Below are 25,955 nucleotides of genomic sequence, written 5' to 3'. Positions count from 1 at the left end.
GGAATGCACAATGTACCTAGTTAGAGGGCGTGAATATTTAGCGCAACATCCCAATTTTTCATTAGTGGGAAGAGAGCATGATTTAGAAAGAATATCATCAATTCTGATCCGACAATCATCAAACTCACTTTTACTAACAGGACCAGCTGGTGTAGGCGTTTCGGCGCTTACCCTTGGTTTACAAGCAGCTAAAAATAGTCCTGACACACCATTTGACTTAATTGTTAAAAAACTATTTTGGTTAAATAGTGATGCACTGTTTTCCAGTGGTGATAGCACTAAAATTAATAACGAATTTCAAAATATTTTAAAAAAATTACTGCAAACACCTGAATCGGTTTTAATTATTACTGATACAGCTAATTTTTTAGAAGCGGCACACAATACCGGTAATGCTCATTTTATTAATGCATTAAATAATGCTGATAAATCGGGTAATTTTCAAGTAATTCTAGAAGTTCGTGATGATAAACTTAGTAGTGTGCTAAAAGCTAGTACTAAAATGCCTGAGCTCTACACGCTTTATGATGTAAAAGAGCCAACAGGAAGTGATTTAAAAGCAATTGTTACAGTTGTTGCAAAAGAGCTGTCTGAACATCATCAAATCGAAGTTGACGATAATGCTATTGACGAAGCAATACACTTAACAAGCAAATATCGTGATAGTTTGGGTTTAGGTGGAGCACAGCCTCAACGCGCAATATCCTTGCTGGATCGCGCACTAGCAAGCTACCGCCAACTAACGCATAAACAGCATCCTAAAATTGCTGAATTAATGGCTAAAATTGCGAAAAGTACTGATGAAACAGAACGTCAATCTTTGCAACAGCAATTAAATCAATGGCAACAAGATTGGCAAGATTTGAAATCAGAAATCAGCAAAACATATCAATATCAACGAGATGCTGAAACATTACGCTTCCAGCTACAAGACGAAATCACCCAAATTCAGGAGCAAGAAGAGGAAAACAAAATTTCTGATTCTGCGGCCATAAAAACCTTTGCTCAATTGACAGCAGGTGGATTTGACTCGCCAGCTGTCACCAAATTAAAAGAAAAAATTCGACAAATTGATGCCGAAATTGCACAAAATAATGAGCAACATAAAAAACTAGTAATGCTTGCCAATAAAGATCTACGACTAAATCGACAAGAAGTAATCACTGAATTTAGTAAAATTTCGGGAATATCAGCCAATAAACTCGATGAAAACGAAGTTGAAAATTTGATTAATTTAGAAGCGCATTTATTGTCACGTATTTTTGGTCAGGATGAAATCGTCAAACATGTAGCTAATTCGGTTAAAGTTGCTAAAGTCGATGCTCTAGAAGAGTCTGGACCAGCAATGTCTTACCTCTTTTTAGGACCATCCGGTGTAGGCAAAACAGAAATGGCAAAAGCTTTAGCGCAATACGTATATGGTGACGAAAAATCATTAGTGCGATTTGATATGTCAGAATATATGGAAAAACATGCAGTTGCTAAATTAATTGGTGCACCGCCAGGATATGAAGGGTTTGAAGCTGGTGGTATTTTGACTAATTCAGTTAGGGCTAAACCGGTTGGTATCTACCTATTTGATGAAATCGAAAAAGCACATCCTGATGTATTTAATATTTTCTTGCAGATCTTATCAGACGGACGTTTAACCGATAATATCGGTCGTACGGTCGATTTTTCTGACATAATGATTATTATGACATCAAATATTGGTCAGCCTTATTATCTTGATCCTAATCTATCTGATGAGGCAGCACGCGAACTAGCAACAAATGAGCTAAATAATACCTATCGTTCAGAATTACTGAATCGTTTTAATGGTAGGGAAAATATTGTTCACTTTAAACGACTACCAATGGAAGTTATTGAGAAGATTATCCGTCGTGAAATTGATAAACTCAATCAAGCTTATCAACCTCGAAACCTAACTATAGAAGTACAAGACGCTTGTCTTAGTGCATTTTGTCATGATCATTATGATATTATTCGTGGTGCAAGAGGTTTACCTGGTTATATTAAAGCCAATATTCGACCGTTTATCGTCAATCACATATTACAAAATCCACTTGATCAAGGCACGTTTAAAATAGTGTATAACCAACAAACGCATAGTTTTGATATGGAATTTTGTAAAAATTAAAAACGCTTCACTTCGTTTTTAGCGAAGTGAAATTTACTACAATAAATTGAAGCTAACAGGTAATGTTCCTTTAGCTTCAATTATACAACCCTTCTTAAATTCAAAACTTTTTAGCGTAGCCACGTAAATTATCAGAAAATTACCCAATAGCAGTGGTAAATAAATTAACCGTTGTAATTTTTTCTCATAGTTATATTACGTAAAGTAAACCATCACCCAAAATGGTTTACTAACATAATTTAATTAAACTTACGCAACAAGCTTAGGGTATAAACTTCCGCTTTGTACAAGCACCATATCGTTATCAATATTTATTTTTTCGCAACAGAAAATAGATAATTAGCCACCTTAGTATCACCATTTTTTTGGTATAATTGAGCCGTTTTAATGACACTTTCTTGTCGAGATGCATCGTAATTAAAAAGTTGCTTAAACATTAAATCAGCAGTTTTCTGATCACCGTTCTGAATCGCACAATAACCATATTGTTCATACGCATCGGCTTTCCAACGGTGGCGATCTAAATCAATACTTTGTTGAAATTGTTGTTTTGCTTCTTGATAACGATTTCTACCACATAAAAAAGAACCATAATGAACACGATACAGTCCATTACCGGGTTGCATTAAGGTGATACGTTTGTAAATCATTTCAGCTTCATTATATTCACCAACATGCTGATCAAACATTGCCATTGCTAGCATAACTTGAGGGTTATTAGGTGAATATTGTGCAGCCAATTTCAAGTTATAATGTGCAGCTTTGATATTTTCTGGTGACTCATCAGCCTTAGCCAAATAAGCCAAACCTAATCGCGTTCTAGATAATGCGGCGGTTTGAGGATCAAATTCTTCATGGCCTTTAACTTGGCAACCTGTTAAAGCAATCATGGATACACAGCTGAAGATGACTAACCATATTTTCATTAACTTTTCCCTTTTCCGTTGTCTATTTTTATGCGGTTTGCTGAACCAAGTTTTGCTTTTTATACAGTGTTCTTTTAGTCCTGTCGACAACTTCACCGGCTAACTGACCACATGCGGCATCTATATCATCGCCGCGGGTTTTACGTACAATAACCGTAAATCCATAACCCATCAATGTTTTCATAAAACGGTCTATACGTGTATTTGAGCAACGTGAATAAGGAGCACCAGGGAACGGATTCCATGGAATTAAATTAATTTTACTTGGTACATTTTTTAAGAATTGAGCTAACTCATGAGCATGTTCTACGCCGTCATTAATCTGATTTAGTAACACATACTCAATTGTTACCTTGCCATGATTGGCATTTGAAGTCGACAAATAACGTAAAATTGAATCGCGTAACATCGCCATATTATACTTTTGGTTAATTGGCATAATTTCACTACGAATCGTATCATTTGGAGCATGAAGTGAAATCGCTAACGCAACATCAATCATTCCAGCCAATTTATCTAAAGCAGGAACAACACCCGAAGTTGAAAGCGTAACACGTCTTTTCGATAAACCGTAACCAAAATCATCTAACATGATTTCCATTGCCGGCGCAACGTTAGATAAGTTGAGTAAAGGTTCCCCCATTCCCATCATAACAACATTTGTGATAGGTCTATCGGCTAATTTTCCTGTCACACCAATGGCATTTGATGCACGCCAAACTTGGCCGATTATTTCAGAAACGGTTAAATTACGATTAAAACCTTGCTGAGCGGTTGAACAGAATTTACACTCCAAAGCACATCCTACTTGTGAGGACACACACAAAGTTGCGCGATCGCGCTCAGGAATATACACCGACTCAATCATCTGATTATTGCCGACATCCAATGCCCATTTAATGGTACCATCAGATGAACGTTGTTCCATCGCTATTATTGGAGCTTTAATTTCGGCTAACGTTTTTAATTGTTCACGTAATTTTTTATTAATGTCAGTCATTTGATCAAAGTCATCTATTCCAAAATGATAGATCCACTTCATCACTTGATCTGCTCTAAAAGGTTTTTCACCTAATGATATAAAAAACTCTCTCAATTGCTGGCGGGTAAAATTGAGTAGATTAATTTTTTCATTGGTTGCTGGAGTAGTTTGTGTTATTTTTGCTGCATCTGCACAATTTACAGACATGTTCGGTGTTGATGATGTTAACATAAGGCCTCGTTTTTACACATTATGGCTATTTAAATTTTTAGGGAAAGGATTATACTGGTTTTCACTTTATCTGGCTAATAAATATTAGTGATTTATAAATGAAAATGAATTCAACAATTTTAAAAAAAACGTTAACGATTACGCACACAATAACTTTACTTTTATGTTCAACATTCGCTATGGCACAACCAATTTCATTAGATAAATTAACAGGTCAATTTGACGAAAAGAAAGATAACAATTTTATTGCGTTAGATTCAACAATTTTACCTGTTAATAAAAAAGGCATGTATCTGCAAAAAGAACCTGCCCAGCAGTTAATTAAAGCTTATAACGACTTTAAAAAGTCTTATCCAGATATACCGTTTATAGTTGTGAGTGCAACTCGTAATTACACGTATCAAAATGGCATTTGGCAACGTAAATGGGATGACTTGTTACCAAAACTTCATGAACCCCAAAAAATTGCTGAGCAAATTTTAAAACTATCATCTATGCCAGGTACCTCAAGACATCATTGGGGAACAGATATAGACATTACCAGTGTTTCATCAAGTTATTTTAGAAATGATAAAAAAGGCATCATACTTTACCAATGGCTACAAAAAAATTTACCTAAGTATGGTTTTTGCCAGCCATTCAATGAAGGTCGTAAAGGAGGATATTTGCCAGAAGAGTGGCACTGGTCATACAAACCTATTTCCAGCCAATATATCGCGCAATATAAAGCTATATTAGACAGTGAGCCTGATAAAATTATACAAAGACTCAATTTTACTGGTCACGACAAAATTACACTTGAAAGTTTAGTCAAACAATATGTATTAACAGTTAATTCTGAGTGTTATTAATAATACATTAGTGGTTACGCCAATAAGGAAGTTTGATAGTGACCACTAATCCCCCACCATCACGATTATTTGCTTGAATAGTACCGTTATGCATAATGACGGTCTTTCTTGCAATTGCCAGACCTAAACCATAACCTTTACCTAATTGTGCTGACTGGATACGAACAAACGGTTCAAAAATACTCGATAATTTATTTGAATCAACACCTGGACCACGATCTTTGACTTCAATTTGCAAATATTTACCCACTTCTTTTAACGATACTTCGACAGCTTGCCCAGCTTTAGAAAAACGAATTGCATTACGAATAATATTTTCAACTGCTCGGCGAATTTGTTCCGAATTACCTTTAATAATAGAATGCGTTATGGATGCTAAATTAAAATGTACATCAATTAATTGATGATTGGCTTCATAATTAGCATCACTAATCACCACACTAATTAAATCTTTTAAATCAAAATATTCATCAGTACGATTATTCATTTCGGCGCGTGAATAATTTAAAATTTCACCAATTAACTGATCTAATCGTTCCGACTCTAATTCAATTCTCGCTAAAGCAGTATCAATATTTTGTTTATTCTGTTGAGCAAGCCCAATGGCTAACTGTAAACGCGCAAGCGGTGTACGCAACTCATGTGACACATCATGTAAAAGTGCTTGACGATCTGAAATTAAAATATTTAATTGTTCAACCATCATATCAAAATCTTTACCCAACTCACTGAGTTCATCACGTCTAGGCTTTAATTTTTTAAATAACCTGACAGAAAGATCACCTTGTGATACACGAAAAAAGCCTTGTCGCAATAACCGCATTGGCCTAGTTAAGTTCCATGCTAAAAATAGACTAAAAGCTAAACCAACAAATCCTCCCATTAACATAATTGGCAACGGCATACTAAAAAATACCTTTTTGCTACGATCATCTTTATCTTCTTTGAACGAAACAGCATATAAAGTACCATCAGGCGCAATAGCTGTTCGTTGATAAATATAAGTTGGTGACTCTAATTCATCAGTCAATATATTAACTTGATCATTTTGAGGGGAAATTAATTTTATTGATAACAACGCCCGTTCACGTTCAGGTAAATGCGCAATAAAATTAAGTGTTTCATCTTCACCCGCGACATGTAACAATTGCGCGATCATATCGACTTTGGTCGGCATATGATTAAGAAAACGTTGATTTCTATTTTCTACATAAAAGGAGAAAGCTATCCAGGTTAACTGAAAGGTAAGATAAAAAATCACACAAAATATAATCAGTATTTTCCAAAATAATCGACGATTCATACCAAAGCCTACTCTATCGTTAACGGATACGGTAACCTACTGCTCGAATGGTTTCAATTGTCACATCGTTTTGTGCTACTTGAGACAGTTTTTGACGAATATTACTAATATGGACATCAACGCTACGATCATAAAGCTCTCTAGCTCGACCTAATCCTATTTCAGATAGCTCTTCTTTAGTCACAACCCGTTCACTATGTTTGACTAATAAAACTAATAAATTGAATTCAGTTGATGTCAAATCAATAACTTGCCCATTCCAAGTACAAAGGCGCTGCGGTAAATCAAGCGTTAAACCATTAAAATGGTATTTTTTGTCATCGACCATTTCAACTGAACGTTCATCAAACCGACGTAAAACAGCTCGCAACCTAGCTAATAATTCTCGTGGATAACAAGGTTTAGGAATATAGTCATCAGCACCAAGCTCTAAGCCTAACACCCGATCAATATTATCGCCTTTAGCTGTTAACATAATAACGGGCATATTACATTGCTGACGTATGCTTTTTAATACATCAATACCATTAATATCAGGTAGCATGACATCTAAAATTGCGGCACGATACTTACCCGATAATGCTTCATCAATACCATCCTTACCCAAATAAACACTTTTAATATTAAAACCTTCATTGGTCAAATATTCACTTAGCATTTGTGATAATTCAATATCATCATCAATTAATAAAATATTTATCATAATCGCCATTATTATCTAAATTTTAGGTCTTTACATTATTGCAATAATTAAAAAAAAGTCAGGTAGTTTTACTAAAATATTACATATTTTGAACTATTCCTGATTATTTAATTTACTAACCAACCATATAAAAAATTTAAGATAAATATTATTGCTTATTATATTTTTTGAAAGAATTTGAATAGTATTTATCAGTTAAATTACTTACCATATTATTTAAGTCAAAATTGTCAGATTGGTTATTAATATCAAACAGCAAATAATTAAGCCTTATGCTGTTTACGCTGCAATCACATCGTTCAATTTTCAATAAATATTAAATAAAATAGTATGCTATCAAGAAGGTAACATTTCACCATCAACATTACCATTAAAATATGGAGATAAACAATGAAACAACAAGTAATGTGGCAAGAATTAATTAAATTGGTGAAACATGAAGTATTACCCGCACTTGGTTGTACTGAACCGATATCATTAGCATTTGCCGCTGCTGTTGCGGCTCAATATCTAAACAAAAATAATATTGAAAAAATTGATGCTTATGTTTCACCAAATTTAATGAAAAACGGTATGGGCGTGACTGTGCCTGGCACTGGCATGGTTGGATTACCTATTGCCGCAGCAATTGGCGCGATAGGTGGCGATGCAAAGGCTGGACTTGAAGTATTAAAAAATATAACAACAGAGCAAATAACCTTAGCTAAAAAAATGTTAGTAGATAACAAAGTGAATGTGAAAATAGCCAACAATAATCAAGCCATCTACTGTGAAGTCAATATTTATACACAACACGATCATGTTAAAGTATGCATCGAAAATTCACATACCAATGTTATTTTGATTGAAAAAAACAGTAGCGTTATTTTTAAACAAAATAACATTGCTACAAATCAATTAAACAATAACGATATCATCAAACAGGTATCGGTAAGATTAATTTATGACTTTGCAACCTATGCAAATTTTGAAGATATTCAATTCATTTTACACGCTGCCGAATTAAATTGCGCCCTTTCTCAAGAAGGATTAAAGCATGCTTATGGATTAAGTATTGCCTCAACATTACATGAACAAACCCAAACAGGATTATTAGCTGATGATTTGCTTTCAAAGGTCATTATTCGCACAACTGCTGCATCTGATGCGCGTATGGGTGGTGCAACGTTACCAGCCATGAGCAATTCAGGTTCAGGTAATCAAGGAATCACCGCTACCATGCCGGTTGTAGTGGTAGCAGACTATTTAGATGCAACACCTGAACAATTAGCTCGAGCATTAATGTTATCCCATACCATTGCCATTTATATTCATAGCAAGTTTCCGCCTTTATCGGCTCTTTGTGCAGCGTCAACAGCCGCTATGGGCGCAGCAGCGGGTATGGCATGGTTACTTGGTCAAGGCAAATATGAACCTGTTGATATGGCAATTTGTAATATGATTGGCGACTTATCAGGCATCATTTGTGATGGCGCTTCAAATAGCTGTGCAATGAAAGTTTCAACATCTGTTTCATCAGCGTTTAAAGCTGTACTGATGGCTTTAAACCATATTCGGGTAACAGGAAACGAAGGTATAGTCTGTGATAGTGTTGAAAATTCAATCAACAACTTAGGGGCCATCGCTAGTAATAGCATGAAAGCAACTGATACTCAGATTATTGATATCATGTCACATAAGGCTTAAACTACGTTTTAGTGCTAAAAGATTAAACTTTTAGCGCTTTTAATATAACCAATTGGTATATTTTTTAAAAAATATGCTGGACAATGTTGTTTTTTATGCGTAATATTTCGTCCTGCTTCAATGGTGGCTATAGCTCAGTTGGTAGAGCCCTGGATTGTGATTCCAGTTGTCGTGGGTTCGAATCCCATTAGCCACCCCATTTTATGAAGCAAAAAATCTAACGGCGAGTAGCGCAGCTTGGTAGCGCAACTGGTTTGGGACCAGTGGGTCGGAGGTTCGAATCCTCTCTCGCCGACCAATTTTAAATAAAAAAGCCTGCTCATTAAGTGGGCTTTTTTATTATCCGCTTCAGCTTAAAGGATGAGAACCGACGGAGGTTCGAGCAGAGCGTAGCGAGACAACGTTGCTTAAGCAACGACCCGAAGGGCGAGCATGAAATGCGAGTCATCCTCTCTTCCCCGCTCTATTTTTTATTATCTTACTGATTTAATGTCACTTACAATAAATATTGTGATCATAACAACAATTTTGGTACTTAAGATTGACAAGATATATTTTTTTAATTAATTTTTAACCAATAAAAATGGATTTAAGATATATCTTTTGGATATTACGATCCAAAAAGGAAGGGGATGACTATTGGAATATCGTGATATTGCGGTCAAAACAGCTGTTGAAGAGCAAATTAAAGCAAATCCAGCCATAATTAAGGATAAATTCACAGAACGTGGGCTTGCCGAATATTTTGGCGTCAGTCGAACAACGGTTAGAAAAGCGTTAAATGATTTGGCCATGGAAGGCTATGTTTTTTCTGCTAAAAAAAATACACAATATCCAACAATATTTGAAATCAATATGTTGAAAATGTCTTCATTTAGTGAAGAAATAGATAAAGAAAATCCAAAACAAATTAAAATCAAAGTTCTTTCCAACCAAGTTATCAAGATTCCCTCAGAATTGACAAAATTCTTTAATTTTAATCACCAATTACTCAAAATAATTAGGCAACGCGTATTAGGTGAAATGCCTTTATCTTACGAGATCTGTTATTTACCCTTCGAAAAATTCAGAGGTTTAGAAACACAGAATTTGAGCAATGTGTCGCTTTATCAATATTTAAAAGATCATTACCAGCTAATACCGAGTCATGGTCGGGAAGAAATTACCTACGAAACCGCAAATAAAGAATGTGCCAAGTATTTAGGTATCAAAGAACAAACACCAATCTATAAGGTTTCAAGTTATAACTACGATAATAACTTTGAGCCTTTTGAACACACTGAGCAATATTTAATAGGTAACCGATTTAAATATCACTTATCGGCTAAAAATATCTTCAATTATAGCGAGACAGATAAATGAAGTTATTTGAAAAAATTGCAGTTCAGTTAAGCGAGTTAATAGATACGGGTAGGTATGGTGTTGGTGCCGCATTACCGCCAGAAGGCCAGCTACAACAAAACTACGGCGTAAGTAGAACAACTATTCGTAAAGCAATAGACCTATTAGTTGAAAAAAATCAAGTTGTAAGAAAGAAAGGGGTGGGGTTATTTGTCGCACCTAAACTTTCAACGCAAAATATTCTAGAAATGACGGGCATCATCAAACCCTATGATTATCAAAATGATAAAAAAGTGATCAAAGAGTCTTATTTAAGACAAGCAGGAAGCTACTACAGTCAATTATTAAAAATAAAATCGTCCGAGCTTATTTATTATATTAGCTTTCTTGAAGTGGCAAAAAACAGTGTCGTAAAAGCTATTTTTTTGCTACCTCTTAACTATTTTCCTGATTTTCAACTTTCCATAATAAAAGTGTTATCGGCACTCGAAATTGTCAATTCGAGTAAAAAGAAAGTTGATAAATTAGAACAAGATTTACAATTAATTGTTGCCAATGCTGAACTTGCCAAACAGCTAGGTATCAAAATTAATAACCCATTATTTAAAATTTCTAACCACTATTTTGATATTAACAGCGAACCAATAGCCATTGAATATAAATTTGCTACTAATACTAAATATGTTGTCGATTTCACCTAGGAGGAAAATTAATGATTAAATTATTACGTGTTGATCATCGTTTATTACATGGTCAAGTTGTTGTTTCATGGTTCGATAGCGTTGGGGCCAATACTATTTTGGTCGCTAATGATACGGTGGCAAATGACGAACTACGCAAATCAGCTATTCGATTAGCTAAACCTGAACATGGCAAATTAGTCATGAAATCCATTGATGACAGCATTGAGGCAATTAATTCTGGTGTAACTGATAAATATCAAATGCTGATTGTTGTTGAATCGGTTGCCGATGCTGAAAAGCTAATTAGAGGCACACAAGGAAAAATAACCAGCCTCAATTTGGGCGGCACAAAACCACGCGAAGGAACGAAGAGCTATTCTAAAACTATCAATCTAACTGAACAAGAAGCAGATTTATTAACTGCACTAAAACAAGATGGCATTGATATTTACATTCAACAAGTTCCGAGTGAAGCAAAGCAAAAATTTGAAAAATAATTTAGAGGATACAACACATGAGTATCGAATTAACAGCACTTCTATTAGCTTTAATTGCGATGTTAGCAAATGCTGAATACTTTTTAGGATCATCAATGTTATCTCGCCCGCTCGTCACCTGTACTTTAGCAGGTTTAGTTATGGGTGATATTACTCAAGGCATTATCATTGGTGCAACCTTAGAGTTAGCTTTTGTTGGATCGTTTTCTATTGGGGGATCGATTCCTCCCGAAATAATTTCAGGCAGTGTTTTAGGTACCGCTTTTGCTATTGGTGCAGGTAAAAGTACTGAAATTGCTTTAACATTAGGTATTCCAATTGCGTCACTGGTGTTATTAGTCAAAAATCTCTGTTTCCTTTTTATTCTTCCTTATTTTGTTCACAAAGCAGACAAATATGCCAGTGAAGGCAATGGTAAAGGGATGGATAGAATGAATATCTTAGGTGGATTTTTCTCAATCAATCTGCCAATTGGCTTAGTTGTCGGATTCTCCTATTTATTTGGTAGTGCCGCTGTTAACAGCTTATTAGAGATGATACCTAAATTTATCATTGATGGTTTAGGTATTGCCACAGGGCTACTACCAGCTTTTGGTTTTGCAATGTTAATGAAAATTATGATCAAAAAAACCAATACTACCTTCTTTGTTCTTGGCTTTGCATTAGCGGTATACATGAAAGTGCCAGTTACCGGCGTAGCTATTTTTGGTGCTTGTCTTGCCTTAATTTTGACCGGTTATTCTGCATTTAATGGCAAAAAAGGCGCAATAGACGAAGGTAACCAACAGCTCAATACAAATACAGGTAATGCATTAGCATCACAGGAGATCGATTATGAAAATGAAGAATTCTAAATTAGTAACCAATAAAGAGTTAAACAGAACCTTTTGGCGCTCTTTTACCGCTGAATGGTCATGGAACTATGAACGACAAATGAATTTAGGCTATGCCTATGCTATGCGTCCGGCTTTGGATAAAATCTACAGTAATAACAAAGTAGAATTAACCGATGCCTATCAACGACACCTTGAATTTTATAATATCACACCATGGTTAATCACCTTTCCATTGGGTATTTGTATTGCCATGGAAGAGCAACATGCTACAGACAGTGAGTTTGATAAAAACTCAATCAATGACGTTAAAATTGCCCTAATGGGACCATTAAGCGGTTTGGGTGACTCATTTTTTTGGGGAACTCTACGTGTCATTGCAACAGGCATTGGTACCTCGTTAGCGTTGCAAGGCAATATTTTAGGCCCGCTACTATTTTTACTGATTTTTAATGTCCCAGCGATTTTGGCACGTTATTTTGGCTTACTGATAGGCTATAACATTGGGACGTCATTTATCGATAAAGTTCAAAAAACAGGATTGATGGATAAATTATCCTACGGCGCTTCAGTATTAGGGCTTTGTGTAGTCGGGGCGATGGTTGCCACTATGGTTACCTTAAATATGCCATTAAAAATTGGTTCAGGTTCAGACGCTGCATCACTGCAAGATATATTTGATGGAATTGTGCCACAAATATTACCGTTGCTCTTTACGCTGTTTATTTTTGTACTGGTTAAAAAAGAAGTTAAAGCACATTGGATTCTATTATTAATTGCGGCAATTGGTATTTTTGGAGCCTGGAGCGGTTTGTTAGGTTAATGAGAGGAAAACAATGAAAAGTATTGCAGATTATGTGGCTTTAGAACCTGAGTATTATCAGCATATACTCGATAATTACCAAACGTTATTTGCTCATATTATCGATTTAAGCCAGATTAAACAACTTAACGCAATTGTTATTTTTGCAACAGGTTCAAGCGCTAATGCGGCCTATAGCGCTCGCCCTTTTATGAGTAAAATATTAAACGTGCCAGTTTATATAGAAGATCCTTCTATTGCGGCTAATTATTCATATTATAACGATCCTAACAATTTATATTTTGCTATTTCGCAAGGTGGTGAAAGCTACTCAACGATTCATTTAGTTAAACAATTTGTGGAGAATAATCAAACCATTTACAGTTTAACCAGCAATCCAAGCAGTCCATTGTATAAAGTGAGTAATCACATTTTATCAATGGGAATGCCAATTGAGGAAATGCCTTATGTTAGTGCAGGTTATAGTGTAACCATACTCGATTTGATGTTAATTACTTTAGCTATTAGTCAAAAACTAGGGCGTATTAACGCTCAACAATTTGAAAGTTATTTTGCACAAATACAAAAAATAACTCAATTACTGCCACAAGTCATTTTGCAATCACAAGCTTGGGTTGCGAAACATCAAGATCAATTCAATCAAACTAACCGTGTGATTTTTATTGGTTATGGCGCAACATATGGCATTGCACGCGAAGGTGAAACCAAATTCACTGAAACCGTACGCAATACAGCATTTGGCAAAGAATTAGAAGAGTACATGCATGGACCCTATCTTGGCTTGCATCGCGATGATTATATCGTTTTTATTGAGCCACAAGGTCGACTCATGGACAGAGCTGAGTTGTTAAAACAGTTTTTAAAACAATATGTGCAAAACATTGCAACTATTTATGCACATAATACCGAAACACCGAAAACAGCCGATTTGTGCTTAAATATTGACTGTGATGAACTTTTATCATCACTATTTATGACCATCCCAATTCACTTACTCAGTTATCAAGTATCGCAATTAAAAGGTCACAATCTAGAAAAATCAACATATCCAGAATTTGATGAAATCACTAAATCTAAAATAAAGAGGGTTACAGTATGAGAAAATATGACGAACAAAAAGAACTCAATAGCATGAATGGTGCATTAGCATTACGTCCACAAATTAATGAGTTTATTGATAAAATTCATAAACGTGGTTACAGCAATGTTTGTTGGTTAGGTATTGGTGGTACTTATGCATCATCAATGCAAGCAGTTGTCCATATGAAAGAAAAAACAGCCATTGAAACTTTTGTTCAACATGCGGCTGAATATCTAGTAACAGGAAACAAACGTATCACTAAAGACACATTAATCATTATTTCATCTGTCACAGGTACCACACAAGAAGTCGTTGCAGCTATTGAGAAAATTCAAAAAGAAGTTGGTTCAACCATATTCGCTTTCATGGATAAAGCTGATACACCATTAGGGAAAATGGCACACCATGTTATTACTTACCCAATGAATGAACAATTAAAATTCTTTATGACAGCAGATCGTTTAATGTATTTAGCCGGTGAGTTCCCTGATTATGATGAGTTTTATCAACAAATGGATCAACACTTTGCTAAAAATATTGTTGCTGTTGCCAAAAAAGCCGATAAATTTGGTCAAGAAGTTGCTGAAAAACACCATAACGATACAATGCACTATTTTGTTGGCGCGGGCAATCAATGGGGAGCAACGTATTCTCATGCTATGTGTTATTGGGAAGAACAACATTGGTTACGTTCAAAATCCATTGAATCAGCTGAATTTTTTCATGGTACATTAGAAGTGATCGACCGTGATACGGCAGTTACTGTTTATGTTGGTGAAGATACACAGCGCCCATTAAGTGAACGTGTCGCTAAATTCTTACCACAAATTTGTGGAAATTACACCATTATTGATACCAAAGATTATGAATTGCCGGGTATCTCTGAAAAATATCGTGGACACTTATCACCGTTTGTTTTTCGTACTATCAATAATCGAATTGATGCTTATGTCGAACACTTAAATCGTCATCCAATGTCAATTCGTCGTTATTATCGTTGCTTAGATTACTAAGGAGAACATTGCCAATGATTGCAGTATTAGTCAGCACCCATGGACCAATGGCAAACAGCATTATTGAAAGTGCTGAAATGATTTGTGGTAAACAAACACAATGTGAAGCAGTCCCTTTTTTAACGGAGCAATCGTTAGATGATTTTCAACAGCAAATTGAACAAACATTGACAATGCTAACACAGGAAGGACAAACTCTGCTTTGTTTTGTTGATTTAAAAGGTGGCACCCCCTTTAATACATTAACCAGACTAATGGCAAATTACCCAAATCTCGAAATTGTTACTGGGGTGAATATACCCATGTTATTGGCAACATTTATGCTAAGAACGCAAATGGCGTTAGATGATTTATTACCAGAACTAATGCAAACAGCTCAACAAAGTATTGAACACTATAATATCGTGTCGATGACATCATCAATAATAGAAGATGAAGAGTTTTAAACTGGTCAAATAAAAACGATTAATTTAACTTCAATAAGGCAAATATATTTTTAATCACAATAAAATTATATTTGCTTTTATCCATTACGAGTAATACCTTTCTATTTAAAGCCTTACATTGATCATCAAATAAATAGGTAGGCAAATTTGACTATATTCAAAGATAAAACAGCTATCATAATATTGATTCTATTATTAAGTAGTATTTGTAGCTGTTGTAAAACTAATAATGAATTAACATTAAAACAAATCGACGCGAACGATAAATATCGTTGGATGGAAAATCAACCACAGTTAATCAATAATTGGTTATTGTCTGAATCTGAACGTACTGTCAAAACACTAAATGCGTTACCTTGGCAAAAAACAGTGAATCAGCGGTTTAATGAGTTAACAGATTTTGGCGCTGAACCTAGAATATCTGATATTCAACACGTAGGTGATAATTGTTTTTATTTCAAACAAACAGCAGATCATCCATATAATCGTCTTTTTGTTAAAGATCGCTTCAACAATGAAAAAGTATTAATCGATCCTCCTATTGGCTATGGCATATATGACTTCTATCCATCATATGATGGTCAATATATTGCTTATAGCATTTATGAAAATGGTGCTGAGATATCATCAATAAAAATTATTAATGTAAAGACCAAATCACATCTTAACGATGATATAACCGGCATATCAGATCCAAGTATCATTTGGTCTAAAGATAATTTATCTTTTTTTTATAAAAGAAATGATAGATATCAACATCATAGTCAAAAATCCGGCACAGAAGAGGTCTATCGTCACTATTTAAACGCAAATAGACAAAATGATGTTTTAATATTTGGTACTGGCCAGATATCCGATTATAACCCCTTTACCGATCAAAATACTTCATTATCCTTTTCGTCAAATTGGGCTATTGCTTCGGTCTCACCTTCTATATCGGGTTATAGTATCGATTTGTATATAACACCTTATGATGATCTTCAAAAAAATAATGCTCATTGGCAAAAAATCATCGATAGAAAACAAAATGTGACCAATTTTATTCTAAAAGATGATTGGTTATATTTAGCTAAACATAATAATTTGTCTGGTTATACTATTTCTCGCGTGAATCTAAATAAGAATAGCCAACCAGAAGAAAAAATTATGGAATGGCAAAATGGAGATTTGACTCAATTTGCAGCAAGCAAAGATGCTATTTACTTAGCTTATCATGAGTCAACAATCCCCCACTTTGTAACTATCCCTTTTGCTGACACTCATCATGTTAAATTGATTCCACTTGCCAATAATGAAGAAGTAACGGCCATTTTTAGTAATGCAGATCGCAAAGAAATATTATTTACTGCTCAAAATTGGACTGTCCCACCCAAAATATTTAGTTATGATCCTGATAATGGATTAATTCAAGATACAAAAATGATTAATCCCAGTGCTTTTTCGTTTGCCAACTATGAGGCTGAACAACAATGGATAAAATCAAGCGATGGCACACTCGTTCCCATGACGATTATTCATCCTAAAGGGATCAAATATGATAGTACTGCTCCTACATGGTTAACGACCTATGGTGCATATGGTGTAAGTCAGCTCGCTTTTTTTGATGCGACACGTTTAATTTGGCTTGAAAGAGGTGGAATAATTGCAATTGCTCACGTTCGAGGCGGTGGAGAATTAGGAAAAAATTGGCATTGTGGCGGTAGCTTAGCTAATAAACAAAACTCAGTTGATGACTTTATAAAATGCGCACAATATTTGATTAATCATCATATTACCCAACCATCTAAGCTAGTTATCAGCGGTGAGAGTGCGGGTGGTATTATAATTGGCATGGCATTAGCTAAACATCCTGAACTTTTTGCTGCGGCATCTATTAATGTGGGTATGTTAAATATGAGCCGATTAGATAACATCGCCATTGGCAAAGCAAACTTTGCCGAGTTTGGTTCGCCATTAAACGCAAAACAGTTAAATGATTTATCTAAAATAGATGCCTATTTAAACTTAAAAGATAATGTTACGTATCCACCGGTTATGATTTCGCTAGGTTTGAAAGATGAGCGTGTCGCACCATGGCAAAGTGCTAAATTTATCGCTCGCCTTAATGCGATAAGCCATAGCGAAAAACAGCAGGTGTTAGTTATTGCAGATCAATATGAAGGGCATTTTTTGGATAATTTTCTCAATACAGTCGAGTTTTTTATTTGGCAAACCATGCCAACACCATAATTAAAAATTGCTAACATTAGAGTGAATATTATTTATGACAATCTCTATCATTAATTATGTTACTTAAACGCACTTATCATTGTAAAAAATGAATAGGTAACAAACATCAATAAAAACTAGCTAGCAATTTAAATAACCATAGTTTTATATAATTCACTGTTATCTTTTAATAATCTAAAAAAATAATTCTTATCTTACTTTGTTTTATGATGATATTTTGCTTTAATAGTAAAAGTGACTATTTATATAACATCTACTTTTTGGAAATAAATTATGAAAAATGTTGGTTTTGTCGGATGGCGTGGAATGGTGGGTTCTGTTCTGATGCAACGTATGGTTGAAGAACACGATTTTGATTATATCAACCCTGTTTTTTTCTCAACTTCTCAAGCAGGTGCTGCTGCACCGACTTTTGGTGGAAAAACAGGAACGTTACAAAGTGCAGATAATATTGATGCACTAAAAGCATTAGACATTATTGTCACCTGCCAAGGTGGTGATTACACTTCCCAAATCTATTCAAAACTACGCGCGACGGGCTGGCAAGGCTACTGGATTGATGCCGCATCAACTTTACGTATGGAAGATGATGCTGTTATTGTGCTTGATCCCGTTAACAAAGCGAATATTCACGCAGCTTTAGATAAAGGTATTAAAACCTTTGTTGGTGGTAACTGTACCGTTAGTTTAATGCTAATGTCTTTAGGTGGTTTATTTGCTGAAAACTTGATAGATTGGGTATCAGTGTCAACTTATCAAGCAGCATCTGGCGGTGGTGCACGTCATATGCGCGAACTGTTAACCCAAATGGGAATGCTAAATGCCGAAGTTGCTAAAGAATTGCAAGATCCGCATTCTTCAATTTTAGATATTGAGCGTAAAGTAACGCAAAAAATGCGTGATGGAAGCTTACCTACCGATAATTTTGGTGTGCCTTTAGCCGGTAGCTTGATTCCTTGGATCGATAAAGCACTCGATAATGGGCAAAGTAAAGAAGAGTGGAAAGGCCAAGCTGAAACCAATAAGATTTTAGGAACCAGCAAAATTATCCCTGTTGATGGACTTTGTGTTCGAATTGGCGCTCTACGTTGCCACAGTCAATCATTCACAATTAAATTAAACAAAGATATCAGCGTGCCAGAAATTGAAAAATTATTAGCTGCACATAATGATTGGGTAAAAGTGGTACCTAATGATCGTGAAATTTCAATGCGAGAATTAACACCAGCTGCAGTTACTGGTACGTTAACAACACCAGTTGGACGTTTACGTAAACTTAATATGGGTAAAGACTATTTATCAGCATTCACCGTTGGCGACCAACTATTATGGGGCGCGGCAGAACCATTAAGAAGAATGTTACGTATTTTAGCCTAATAAAAAAGCCCGAACCATCGGGCTTTTTTTTATCATCCAAAAACTATTGTTCACTATCTTCAACTAATGTCATTAATAACGAACCATTAAATAATGCTTGTTGAATAAGAGCAAAAGCGCCTATAGCTGAACAATCATTTAACGCTGAACAATTAATGGTGAGGTTTTTTCTTAATCCCTCTAAACTCTGAGCATTTAATGCACTATTTACAGCATTTAACAAAATTTCTGGTGATTTGGTTAATTCCCCAGCGAGTACAATACGTTGTGGGTTAAATATATTTACCATAATTGCGACAGCTCGCCCCAAATTTTCACCTGCGTCTTTAACTAATTTAATAGCTAGTTCATCGCCTTGATTAGCACAACTGCAAATATTTGCAATATTACACTCAGTAAGCGTTAATTTAGTCGGGTATCCTTGTTCGATCATCTGTTTAGCTCGGCGCTCTATAGCGTTATTTACAACTCGATTTTCTAAACAACCAAAATTACCACAATGACAACGTTCCCCTAGTGTATCAACCTGAATATGACCCACTTCACAAGCACTTTGATTGTGATTGGTTAATAATTGTTGATTAACAATCACGCCTGATCCAACTCCTCGATGAACACGTATCAATATTGAATCATCCACATCTTGTGTGGTACCAAAATAACTTTCAGCAAGCGCTAAACTTTGAATATCATTGCCTAAAAAGATAGTGACATTAAACTCACGATGTAATACTTCACCTAAATGCCACTCTTTGACTTGAATATGCGGAGCGTACCGAACAATACCTCGTACGGAGTCGATCAAACCAGGCAGTACAACCGATATGGCTATCAAACGTTTCACTTTTTTACTATTTTTATGAATAAATTCTTTAAGTAAAGCAACAAGATAGTCTTGCACTTCTTGCTCAGTAAAAGCGGTTAACGGATAAACTTCTAACGCTATACTATGCGCACCTAAATCATAAAGTTCAATAGTGACATGTGAACGACTTAATTGTACGCCAATAGTTTGATAATAACTAAACTTAGCTTGTATAGAAACAGCAGGACGTCCGCCTGTTGATTGTTGTGCATCAACTTCTTTAATCAATCTATTTTTAAGCAGTTGGCGGGTGATTTTTGTGATACTGGCAGGGGCTAGCTGACTAATTTCCGCAAGTTGTATTCGAGAAATTGGCGCTTGCTGAACAATCAAACGATAAATCATTGCATAATTAAGTTGCTTGATTAGCTCAGCGTTGCCAACTAAGTTTAGATAATTAAATGTCATAGATTAACTCAGATAATTTCATTCGTTATCTGACATTCTAGCGGGTCATCACCCCATTAACAACCGTTTTAATTATTCTAAAGTCACGATTAAAAACAACAAGATTGGCTATTTTACCTGCATTAATCGTACCCAGTTGTTTATCTACACCTATTGCTTTTGCAGGATAAAGCGTTGCCATTCTTAATGCCTCGTCCAATGCAATGCCCACATATTCAACTGCGTTTTTTACCGCCTCAATCATGGTAAGCGCTGATCCACCTAATGTGCCATTTTCATCAACGCAACGTCCATCTTTATAATAGATAGTTTTTCCAGCAAACACGCCCGAAGTTAAATTTGAACCAGCAAGTAACATCGCATCAGTTATTAAAATTAAATGGTCTTGTTTTATTTTATGGCTATTACGAATATTAGCCCAGCTCACATGATGACCATCAGCAATAATGCCGACATAAACCTCTGGCTCATCATAAATTGCACCAACTACACCCGGTTCTCGCCCAGAAATATAAGGCATAGCATTAAATAGATGCGTCCCTAAACGAATACCGTCATTAAATCCTCGACGACAATCATCATAATGGGCATTAGAATGGCCAACTGATACATGAATACCAGCATTAACCAACTGTTGAATAAAATGACTTTCAACTTTTTCTGGTGCAAGGGTAATAATTTTAATCACATCAGCATTTTCGCAAAGAAAATCAATCATTTTTTGCGACGGTTGACGAATAATATTAGGATCATGAATACCTTTCTTTTCTGGATTGATATAAGGTCCTTCAAGATGTAATCCCAAAGCTTGGTTAGGATGCGTGGCTAAATATTCACGCATAACATTTACCGCTTTTATCATAAATTCATCTGTTGAAGTAATTAAAGTCGGTAAATAACTGGTACAACCATGAACAAGGTTTGTTGCTTGCATTGCTTCTAGTGTTTTAACACTTAAAGCATCAAGTGATTCATTAAACTGCACTCCACCACAACCATTGACTTGAATATCAATAAGACCCGGTGCAACAATGGCACCTTGTAAATCATCAATAGTGATGCCAGCTGGCAATTGTTCTTGTTTACAAACTTTGCTAATCTTATCGCCGTCAATAATAACGGCGTGATTTTCAAGAATTTCATAACCAGTATAAATACGACAATTTGTTAATGCGTACATTGAGTTATCCTTTATAAAACAGTTATTTTAAGATTATCTGCTTCCATCTGTTTAAAATATTTTAAGGTTTTGACTTTAAGATCATCAGTACTTGGCTCATCACAAACAATAATTGATGCTGGGTGCATTTGTAATGCAGTCACAGTCCATAAATGATTAATTGAACCTTCAACACCTGCTTGTAGTGCTAAACTCTTATTATGACCACAAACAAGTAAAATTACCTCTTGTGCATCCATTAATGTTGCAACACCAATAGTCAGTGCGTGTTTTGGTACTTGATTTTTATCATTATTAAAAAAGCGAGAATTAGCAATAATGGTATCTTCAGTTAAAGTTTTAATCCGTGTTCTTGAACAAAGTGAAGAGCCTGGTTCGTTAAATGCGATATGTCCATCTTGACCCACACCACCAACGAAAATATTAATTTTACCGTAAGATTTAATTTTTTCTTCATATTCACGGCATTCTTGATCGATATCTGGCGCATTACCGTTTAATATATGGATGTTGTTTTTATCAATATCAATATGGTTGAAGAAATTTTCATGCATAAACGTGTGGTAACTTTGAGGGTGATCTTCCGGTAACCCAACATATTCATCCATGTTAAAGGTAACAACATGTTTAAAACTGACATGACCTGCCTGATAATGTTTGATTAATTGTTGATACATAACTAAAGGTGAACTACCGGTTGGTAAGCCTAATAAAAACGGACGATCCGCTGTCGGTTTAAATTGATTAATTTTATTAACAATACGCTGTGCAACCCAAGCGCCAACTTGTTGCGCATTTTCTAAAGGAATAAGTCTCATGTGCTACTACCTCTTCTGATATAATAAAATAACTTCTTTTTTTTTAAAGTAAAATATGTTGACTATATTTTACTATATTAAAGTATTTAATCAAAAAAATTAGTGACAAAAATCACAAAAATTAAATAATTAATTTGCGAAGTAAAATAATATAATATCAAATATAAAAAAATAACAACTAATATCTAACAACTGTTTTTAACTTAACTTTTTTAGATATTGTTTAACAATATGTGAGGTTAACTTATGGGAATTTTAGCTTATTTACAACGCATTGGGCGTTCATTAATGGTGCCGGTGGCAGTATTACCTGCGGCGGCAATATTGCTTGGTATAGGCTACTGGATTGATCCAAATGGCTGGGGACAAAATAGCATTATTGCTGCCTTTTTAATAAAATCTGGTGGTGCAATTATTGAAAACATGCCAATCCTATTTGCTATAGGTGTCGCTTATGGTATGTCAAAAGATAAAGATGGTGCAGCTGCATTATCAGGATTAGTCGGTTTTTTAGTTGTCACAACATTACTTTCACCAAGTTCTATTGCATTATTTAATGGTATTGATACCAGTGTTGATGGTTGGCAATCTCAAATTTCTCCTGCATTTAAAAAAATTAATAATCAGTTTGTTGGTATTTTAGTTGGTATTATTGCAGCTGAATTATATAACCGATTCAGTTCTGTTGAATTACATAAAGCGTTAGCTTTTTTTAGTGGTAAACGATTAGTTCCTATTATTGTTTCTATCGTCATGCTATTAGTTTCTGCTGTTTTATATTTTATTTGGCCATCTATTTATGATGCATTAGTTGCTTTTGGTAAATACATTAAAGATTTAGGCTCTATTGGAGCGGGTATTTATGGCTTCTTTAACCGTTTGTTAATTCCGGTCGGCTTACACCACGCACTTAACTCGGTATTTTGGTTTGATGTAGCTGGCATCAATGATATACCAACCTTCCTTGGTGGACAAAAATCAATTGATGATGGATTAGCAACCATTGGTATTACCGGTCGCTATCAAGCAGGATTTTTCCCAATTATGATGTTTGGTTTACCAGGCGCAGCATTAGCCATGTATCATACAGCTAAAAAAGGCAACAAAGATAAAACCGCATCGATCATGTTAGCCGCTTCATTTGCCGCATTTTTCACTGGGGTTACTGAACCTTTAGAATTTGCTTTTATGTTTGTAGCACCTTTACTTTATGTAATCCATGCTATTTTAACTGGAATTTCACTATTTATCGCTGCAACCATGCAATGGATAGCTGGCTTTGGCTTTAGTGCAGGTTTAATCGATATGCTGTTATCCAGCCGCAATCCTTTAGCTGTACATTGGTATATGTTGATATTACAAGGTTTAGTGTTCTTTGTTGTCTACTATGTTGTATTCCGTTTTGTGATTGTTAAATTCAATCTTAAAACACCAGGTCGTGAAGATGATGAAACAGTAACGACAAATAGCCAAGATTCACAATCAGGACTTGCTATTAGCGATGCATCTCAACTTGCACAGGAATATTTATTTGTTGTTGGTGGTAAAGAAAACTTAACCAATATTGACTCATGTATTACTCGTTTACGCCTAAGTGTTAATGATTCTGACTTAATTGATGAACAAGCAGCAAAAGCACTTGGTGCAATGGCAGTAATTAAATTAGGTAAAACAGGTGTGCAAATTGTGGTTGGACAGCAAGCTGAAAAAATTGCCGATCAAATGAAAAAATTGGTCTAACCGAGTTATCACTCAATTTCTATAAGTTATTTTAATAAAAATAATCCAACCTATTACTGAGGTTAGCAAAGTAATAGGTTGGATTAATAACTTATATCATTAGTATTTTGTTATAAAAACATCTATACACATTCAATATATCAAATAGAAGTAATAAAGATCTAAACAGTGGGTAGAGTTAAAACTGATTTGTGTTTTAGTTTTGATAATTAAAACCGTAAAACCACATCTTGACTAGCTAATAATTTTTTTAAAGATGTTGCATCAAGTACTTTATGTGGAATATTTAAGTTGATATTAGTTAGATTTCGTGAGTTTAACGCAGACTGACAAACATAAACATCATCAATATCATAAAGCTCTAACAGGTTAAAAGTAGCAATATAATCGCGCATTAAAATTTTATCAGGATACTGATTTGGCAATAAATGAAATACCCCATCGTCAATAAATAGTACCGAAATAGCGTTTATAGCCGATGCAGCAAGTGCAATATCAAGTGCTTCTCGACCTTTAGCATCACCATGAGGTAAAGAGCTAATAATAATGGCAATTTTCTTCATTGCAATAACCTTAAGTTAAAATTGAATAGTCCGATCTGAAATCGCCATTGATTCACTTAGCTCTCCTAGCCCGGTTAATTCAAAATATTGCGCAAGATTATTTTTAGTCACACCTCGCCTTTGTGCAGCAGCGACACAAACACCTAACTTTAAGGCATATTTTTCCGCTAATTGTTGCCAAGCTGAAATTAAATTAAATTCATCATTTGCCGGATCGGTATAATCGTTAGCATTATACACGCCATCGCCATAGAAAAAGATATTTTCAATACGATAAGAAGTTTGACTTAATAGTGATTGTGCAAATTGATAGGCACAATAAGCAGATTGGGTCCCATAAGCGGGACCCAAAACGACAAGAGTGTAACTTAATGAATTACTCAAATTAGTTTGTTGCCTTTGGTTGGGCTGATTGAGTATTTTGGTTTTCGCTATTAGCATCACCATTATCTATACCAAGTAACTCAACTTCAAAAATTAATGTTGAACCAGGTTGAATTGAAGCTTTATCACCTTGTCCAGGGAAGCTTTGATCACCATAAGCTAAATCAGGTGGCACAACCAACTTAATTTTACCACCAACACCAATTAATTGAATTCCTTCTGTCCAACCTTTAATAACACCGCTTAATGGGAATGTTGCTGTTTCACCACGGTCATAAGAACTATCGAATTTACGTCCATCAGTTAATGTTCCAGTATAGTGAACAATAACGGTGTCATCGGCAGTTGGATGACGATCTGAGCCTTCTTTAAGAATTTGATAAAGTAATCCAGATTTAGTTTGTTTAACGCCATCTTGTTTAGCAAAATCAGCACGGAATTTATCACCAGCGGCAGTATTATCGGCTTTTTCTTTTTCAAAACGCGCTTTACTTTCTTCTTGAATACGTTTACCGAATGCTTCTAAAACATTTTTTACTTCATCTTTTGAAAGTTGAGATGCATCACGGAAAGTTTCATTAAAGCCACTAATAATATAATCTTGGTCGGCTTTAATTTGATTTTGTTCTAAATTTGCTTTCATGTAAGTTGCAAATGATGAACCCAAAGCATAAGCTTCTTTTTGTGCATCATTTGAAATGGTAATTTTATCTGTTGCTGGCTGTGTTTTTTCTTGAGATGTTTTTTTATCATCACAGCCAACCAAAGCCAATACAATTGCACTACTTACTAACGTCATTTTAATCAATGATTTCATACTACTCTCCAAGTTAGGAACTTTTTAGCTATATT

General features: G+C 35.0%; 24 protein-coding genes, 2 tRNA genes and 1 other RNA gene. 17 read left to right on the top strand and 10 right to left on the bottom strand.

All coding sequences use genetic code 11. The features are described 5' to 3' along the window. The first annotated feature begins 10 nt into the window (after positions 1-10). Positions 11-2,140 carry an AAA family ATPase gene (locus tag A9G03_RS11650; RefSeq protein WP_065799283.1) on the top strand — a complete coding sequence of 710 codons (2,130 nt, stop codon included), beginning with the start codon at positions 11-13 and terminating at the stop codon, positions 2,138-2,140. A gap of 311 nt (positions 2,141-2,451) precedes the next feature. Here A9G03_RS11650 and A9G03_RS11645 read toward each other — a convergent pair whose 3' ends face one another. Together A9G03_RS11645 and A9G03_RS11640 are read right to left on the bottom strand one after the other, a co-directional pair. Next, positions 2,452-3,066, bottom strand: a complete 615-nt coding sequence (locus A9G03_RS11645; protein ID WP_065799282.1) for a hypothetical protein — start codon at positions 3,064-3,066, stop codon at positions 2,452-2,454. Between the two features lie 28 nt (positions 3,067-3,094). Further along, positions 3,095-4,255 (bottom strand): bifunctional tRNA (adenosine(37)-C2)-methyltransferase TrmG/ribosomal RNA large subunit methyltransferase RlmN, encoded by a 1,161-nt coding sequence (locus A9G03_RS11640; RefSeq protein ID WP_065799342.1) that lies wholly within the window; start codon positions 4,253-4,255, stop codon positions 3,095-3,097. A gap of 122 nt (positions 4,256-4,377) precedes the next feature. On the opposite strand from A9G03_RS11640, the gene A9G03_RS11635 reads away from it, so the two are divergent. Further along, positions 4,378-5,130 carry a M15 family metallopeptidase gene (locus A9G03_RS11635; protein ID WP_065799281.1) on the top strand — a complete coding sequence of 251 codons (753 nt, stop codon included), beginning with the start codon at positions 4,378-4,380 and terminating at the stop codon, positions 5,128-5,130. Positions 5,131-5,137: 7 nt separating this feature from the next. Here A9G03_RS11635 and A9G03_RS11630 read toward each other — a convergent pair whose 3' ends face one another. Both A9G03_RS11630 and A9G03_RS11625 read right to left on the bottom strand, forming a co-directional pair. Next, positions 5,138-6,433, bottom strand: coding sequence for an ATP-binding protein (locus tag A9G03_RS11630; protein ID WP_065633801.1), 1,296 nt, complete (start codon positions 6,431-6,433; stop codon positions 5,138-5,140). Between the two features lie 19 nt (positions 6,434-6,452). Continuing rightward, positions 6,453-7,133, bottom strand: a complete 681-nt coding sequence (locus A9G03_RS11625) for a response regulator transcription factor (protein ID WP_065633815.1) — start codon at positions 7,131-7,133, stop codon at positions 6,453-6,455. Positions 7,134-7,526: 393 nt separating this feature from the next. Here A9G03_RS11625 and A9G03_RS11620 point away from each other — a divergent pair, with 393 nt between their 5' ends. The 14 genes from A9G03_RS11620 to asd all read left to right on the top strand — a co-directional run bounded on the left by A9G03_RS11620 (position 7,527) and on the right by asd (position 19,145). After that, positions 7,527-8,822, top strand: coding sequence for an L-cysteine desulfidase family protein (locus A9G03_RS11620; RefSeq protein ID WP_143425857.1), 1,296 nt, complete (start codon positions 7,527-7,529; stop codon positions 8,820-8,822). A gap of 123 nt (positions 8,823-8,945) precedes the next feature. Further along, positions 8,946-9,021 (top strand) — tRNA-His (locus A9G03_RS11615). 22 nt (positions 9,022-9,043) lie between these two features. Beyond that, positions 9,044-9,120, top strand: a tRNA-Pro gene (locus A9G03_RS11610). Positions 9,121-9,161: 41 nt separating this feature from the next. After that, a non-coding RNA gene (locus A9G03_RS11605) (RtT sRNA) lies at positions 9,162-9,286 on the top strand. Positions 9,287-9,461: 175 nt separating this feature from the next. Then, entirely contained in the window at positions 9,462-10,184 is a 723-nt protein-coding gene (locus A9G03_RS11600) for a GntR family transcriptional regulator (RefSeq protein ID WP_065633799.1), read from the top strand. After that, positions 10,181-10,864, top strand: coding sequence for a GntR family transcriptional regulator (locus tag A9G03_RS11595; protein ID WP_065633798.1), 684 nt, complete (start codon positions 10,181-10,183; stop codon positions 10,862-10,864). The genes A9G03_RS11600 and A9G03_RS11595 overlap by 4 nt, the downstream gene beginning before the upstream one ends. An 11-nt stretch (positions 10,865-10,875) precedes the next feature. Next, positions 10,876-11,343: a PTS sugar transporter subunit IIB gene (locus A9G03_RS11590; RefSeq protein ID WP_065633797.1), complete on the top strand. Its 468-nt coding sequence runs from the start codon at positions 10,876-10,878 to the stop codon at positions 11,341-11,343. A gap of 17 nt (positions 11,344-11,360) precedes the next feature. Further along, positions 11,361-12,197 (top strand): PTS mannose/fructose/sorbose/N-acetylgalactosamine transporter subunit IIC, encoded by an 837-nt coding sequence (locus tag A9G03_RS11585; RefSeq protein WP_065633796.1) that lies wholly within the window; start codon positions 11,361-11,363, stop codon positions 12,195-12,197. After that, positions 12,178-12,999 carry a PTS system mannose/fructose/sorbose family transporter subunit IID gene (locus A9G03_RS11580; protein ID WP_065633795.1) on the top strand — a complete coding sequence of 274 codons (822 nt, stop codon included), beginning with the start codon at positions 12,178-12,180 and terminating at the stop codon, positions 12,997-12,999. The genes A9G03_RS11585 and A9G03_RS11580 overlap by 20 nt, the downstream gene beginning before the upstream one ends. 13 nt (positions 13,000-13,012) lie before the next feature. Continuing rightward, positions 13,013-14,098 (top strand): SIS domain-containing protein, encoded by a 1,086-nt coding sequence (locus A9G03_RS11575; protein WP_065799280.1) that lies wholly within the window; start codon positions 13,013-13,015, stop codon positions 14,096-14,098. Further along, the gene (locus tag A9G03_RS11570; protein ID WP_065633793.1) at positions 14,095-15,093 is read left to right on the top strand and encodes an SIS domain-containing protein; all 999 of its coding nucleotides are present in this window, start codon (positions 14,095-14,097) and stop codon (positions 15,091-15,093) included. The genes A9G03_RS11575 and A9G03_RS11570 overlap by 4 nt, the downstream gene beginning before the upstream one ends. Before the next feature lie 14 nt (positions 15,094-15,107). After that, positions 15,108-15,539: a PTS sugar transporter subunit IIA gene (locus A9G03_RS11565; RefSeq protein WP_065633792.1), complete on the top strand. Its 432-nt coding sequence runs from the start codon at positions 15,108-15,110 to the stop codon at positions 15,537-15,539. A 147-nt stretch (positions 15,540-15,686) separates the two neighbouring features. Then, on the top strand, positions 15,687-17,768 hold the full coding sequence (locus tag A9G03_RS11560) for a prolyl oligopeptidase family serine peptidase (protein WP_065799279.1): 2,082 nt from the start codon (positions 15,687-15,689) through the stop codon (positions 17,766-17,768). Between the two features lie 273 nt (positions 17,769-18,041). Continuing rightward, positions 18,042-19,145: an aspartate-semialdehyde dehydrogenase gene (asd, locus tag A9G03_RS11555; RefSeq protein WP_065633790.1), complete on the top strand. Its 1,104-nt coding sequence runs from the start codon at positions 18,042-18,044 to the stop codon at positions 19,143-19,145. 43 nt (positions 19,146-19,188) lie between these two features. On the opposite strand, the gene A9G03_RS11550 is transcribed toward asd, so the two are convergent. Genes A9G03_RS11550 through nagB form a run of 3 tightly spaced genes read right to left on the bottom strand, consistent with a single transcriptional unit; the run spans position 19,189 to position 22,416 of the window. Next, a complete protein-coding gene (locus A9G03_RS11550) occupies positions 19,189-20,418 on the bottom strand; it encodes an ROK family protein (protein WP_065633789.1) in 1,230 nt (409 codons plus the stop codon). 37 nt (positions 20,419-20,455) lie between these two features. Then, a complete protein-coding gene (gene nagA, locus A9G03_RS11545) occupies positions 20,456-21,598 on the bottom strand; it encodes an N-acetylglucosamine-6-phosphate deacetylase (protein WP_065633788.1) in 1,143 nt (380 codons plus the stop codon). 11 nt (positions 21,599-21,609) lie between these two features. Beyond that, a complete protein-coding gene (gene nagB / locus A9G03_RS11540; protein WP_065633787.1) occupies positions 21,610-22,416 on the bottom strand; it encodes a glucosamine-6-phosphate deaminase in 807 nt (268 codons plus the stop codon). Positions 22,417-22,662: 246 nt separating this feature from the next. Here nagB and nagE point away from each other — a divergent pair, with 246 nt between their 5' ends. Then, positions 22,663-24,156: an N-acetylglucosamine-specific PTS transporter subunit IIBC gene (nagE, locus tag A9G03_RS11535; protein WP_065799278.1), complete on the top strand. Its 1,494-nt coding sequence runs from the start codon at positions 22,663-22,665 to the stop codon at positions 24,154-24,156. A 209-nt stretch (positions 24,157-24,365) separates the two neighbouring features. On the opposite strand, the gene tusC is transcribed toward nagE, so the two are convergent. Genes tusC through fkpA form a run of 3 tightly spaced genes read right to left on the bottom strand, consistent with a single transcriptional unit; the run spans position 24,366 to position 25,920 of the window. Further along, positions 24,366-24,719, bottom strand: a complete 354-nt coding sequence (gene tusC, locus A9G03_RS11530) for a sulfurtransferase complex subunit TusC (RefSeq protein WP_065799277.1) — start codon at positions 24,717-24,719, stop codon at positions 24,366-24,368. Positions 24,720-24,734: 15 nt separating this feature from the next. After that, the gene (tusD, locus tag A9G03_RS11525) at positions 24,735-25,103 is read right to left on the bottom strand and encodes a sulfurtransferase complex subunit TusD (RefSeq protein WP_065633784.1); all 369 of its coding nucleotides are present in this window, start codon (positions 25,101-25,103) and stop codon (positions 24,735-24,737) included. Between the two features lies 1 nt (position 25,104). Further along, positions 25,105-25,920: an FKBP-type peptidyl-prolyl cis-trans isomerase gene (gene fkpA, locus A9G03_RS11520; protein WP_065799276.1), complete on the bottom strand. Its 816-nt coding sequence runs from the start codon at positions 25,918-25,920 to the stop codon at positions 25,105-25,107. Between the last annotated feature and the right edge of the window lie 35 nt (positions 25,921-25,955).

It is taken from the genome of Gilliamella sp. wkB171 (assembly GCF_001693755.1).
Classification (GTDB): Bacteria; Pseudomonadota; Gammaproteobacteria; order Enterobacterales; family Orbaceae; genus Gilliamella; species Gilliamella apicola_F.
The sequence above is the reverse complement of the archived record's forward strand: the minus strand, read 5'-3'. Positions and strand labels throughout refer to the sequence as shown.

Coding starts and splice junctions, on each gene's coding strand:
- A9G03_RS11650 (WP_065799283.1), top strand. CDS start 11: ATGTACCTAGTTAGAGGGCGTGAATATTTAGCGCAACATCCCAATTTT.
- A9G03_RS11645 (WP_065799282.1), bottom strand. CDS start 3,066: ATGAAAATATGGTTAGTCATCTTCAGCTGTGTATCCATGATTGCTTTA.
- A9G03_RS11640 (WP_065799342.1), bottom strand. CDS start 4,255: ATGTCTGTAAATTGTGCAGATGCAGCAAAAATAACACAAACTACTCCA.
- A9G03_RS11635 (WP_065799281.1), top strand. CDS start 4,378: ATGAAAATGAATTCAACAATTTTAAAAAAAACGTTAACGATTACGCAC.
- A9G03_RS11630 (WP_065633801.1), bottom strand. CDS start 6,433: ATGAATCGTCGATTATTTTGGAAAATACTGATTATATTTTGTGTGATT.
- A9G03_RS11620 (WP_143425857.1), top strand. CDS start 7,527: ATGAAACAACAAGTAATGTGGCAAGAATTAATTAAATTGGTGAAACAT.
- A9G03_RS11595 (WP_065633798.1), top strand. CDS start 10,181: ATGAAGTTATTTGAAAAAATTGCAGTTCAGTTAAGCGAGTTAATAGAT.
- A9G03_RS11590 (WP_065633797.1), top strand. CDS start 10,876: ATGATTAAATTATTACGTGTTGATCATCGTTTATTACATGGTCAAGTT.
- A9G03_RS11585 (WP_065633796.1), top strand. CDS start 11,361: ATGAGTATCGAATTAACAGCACTTCTATTAGCTTTAATTGCGATGTTA.
- A9G03_RS11580 (WP_065633795.1), top strand. CDS start 12,178: ATGAAAATGAAGAATTCTAAATTAGTAACCAATAAAGAGTTAAACAGA.
- A9G03_RS11575 (WP_065799280.1), top strand. CDS start 13,013: ATGAAAAGTATTGCAGATTATGTGGCTTTAGAACCTGAGTATTATCAG.
- A9G03_RS11570 (WP_065633793.1), top strand. CDS start 14,095: ATGAGAAAATATGACGAACAAAAAGAACTCAATAGCATGAATGGTGCA.
- A9G03_RS11565 (WP_065633792.1), top strand. CDS start 15,108: ATGATTGCAGTATTAGTCAGCACCCATGGACCAATGGCAAACAGCATT.
- asd (WP_065633790.1), top strand. CDS start 18,042: ATGAAAAATGTTGGTTTTGTCGGATGGCGTGGAATGGTGGGTTCTGTT.
- A9G03_RS11550 (WP_065633789.1), bottom strand. CDS start 20,418: ATGACATTTAATTATCTAAACTTAGTTGGCAACGCTGAGCTAATCAAG.
- nagA (WP_065633788.1), bottom strand. CDS start 21,598: ATGTACGCATTAACAAATTGTCGTATTTATACTGGTTATGAAATTCTT.
- nagB (WP_065633787.1), bottom strand. CDS start 22,416: ATGAGACTTATTCCTTTAGAAAATGCGCAACAAGTTGGCGCTTGGGTT.
- nagE (WP_065799278.1), top strand. CDS start 22,663: ATGGGAATTTTAGCTTATTTACAACGCATTGGGCGTTCATTAATGGTG.
- tusC (WP_065799277.1), bottom strand. CDS start 24,719: ATGAAGAAAATTGCCATTATTATTAGCTCTTTACCTCATGGTGATGCT.
- fkpA (WP_065799276.1), bottom strand. CDS start 25,920: ATGAAATCATTGATTAAAATGACGTTAGTAAGTAGTGCAATTGTATTG.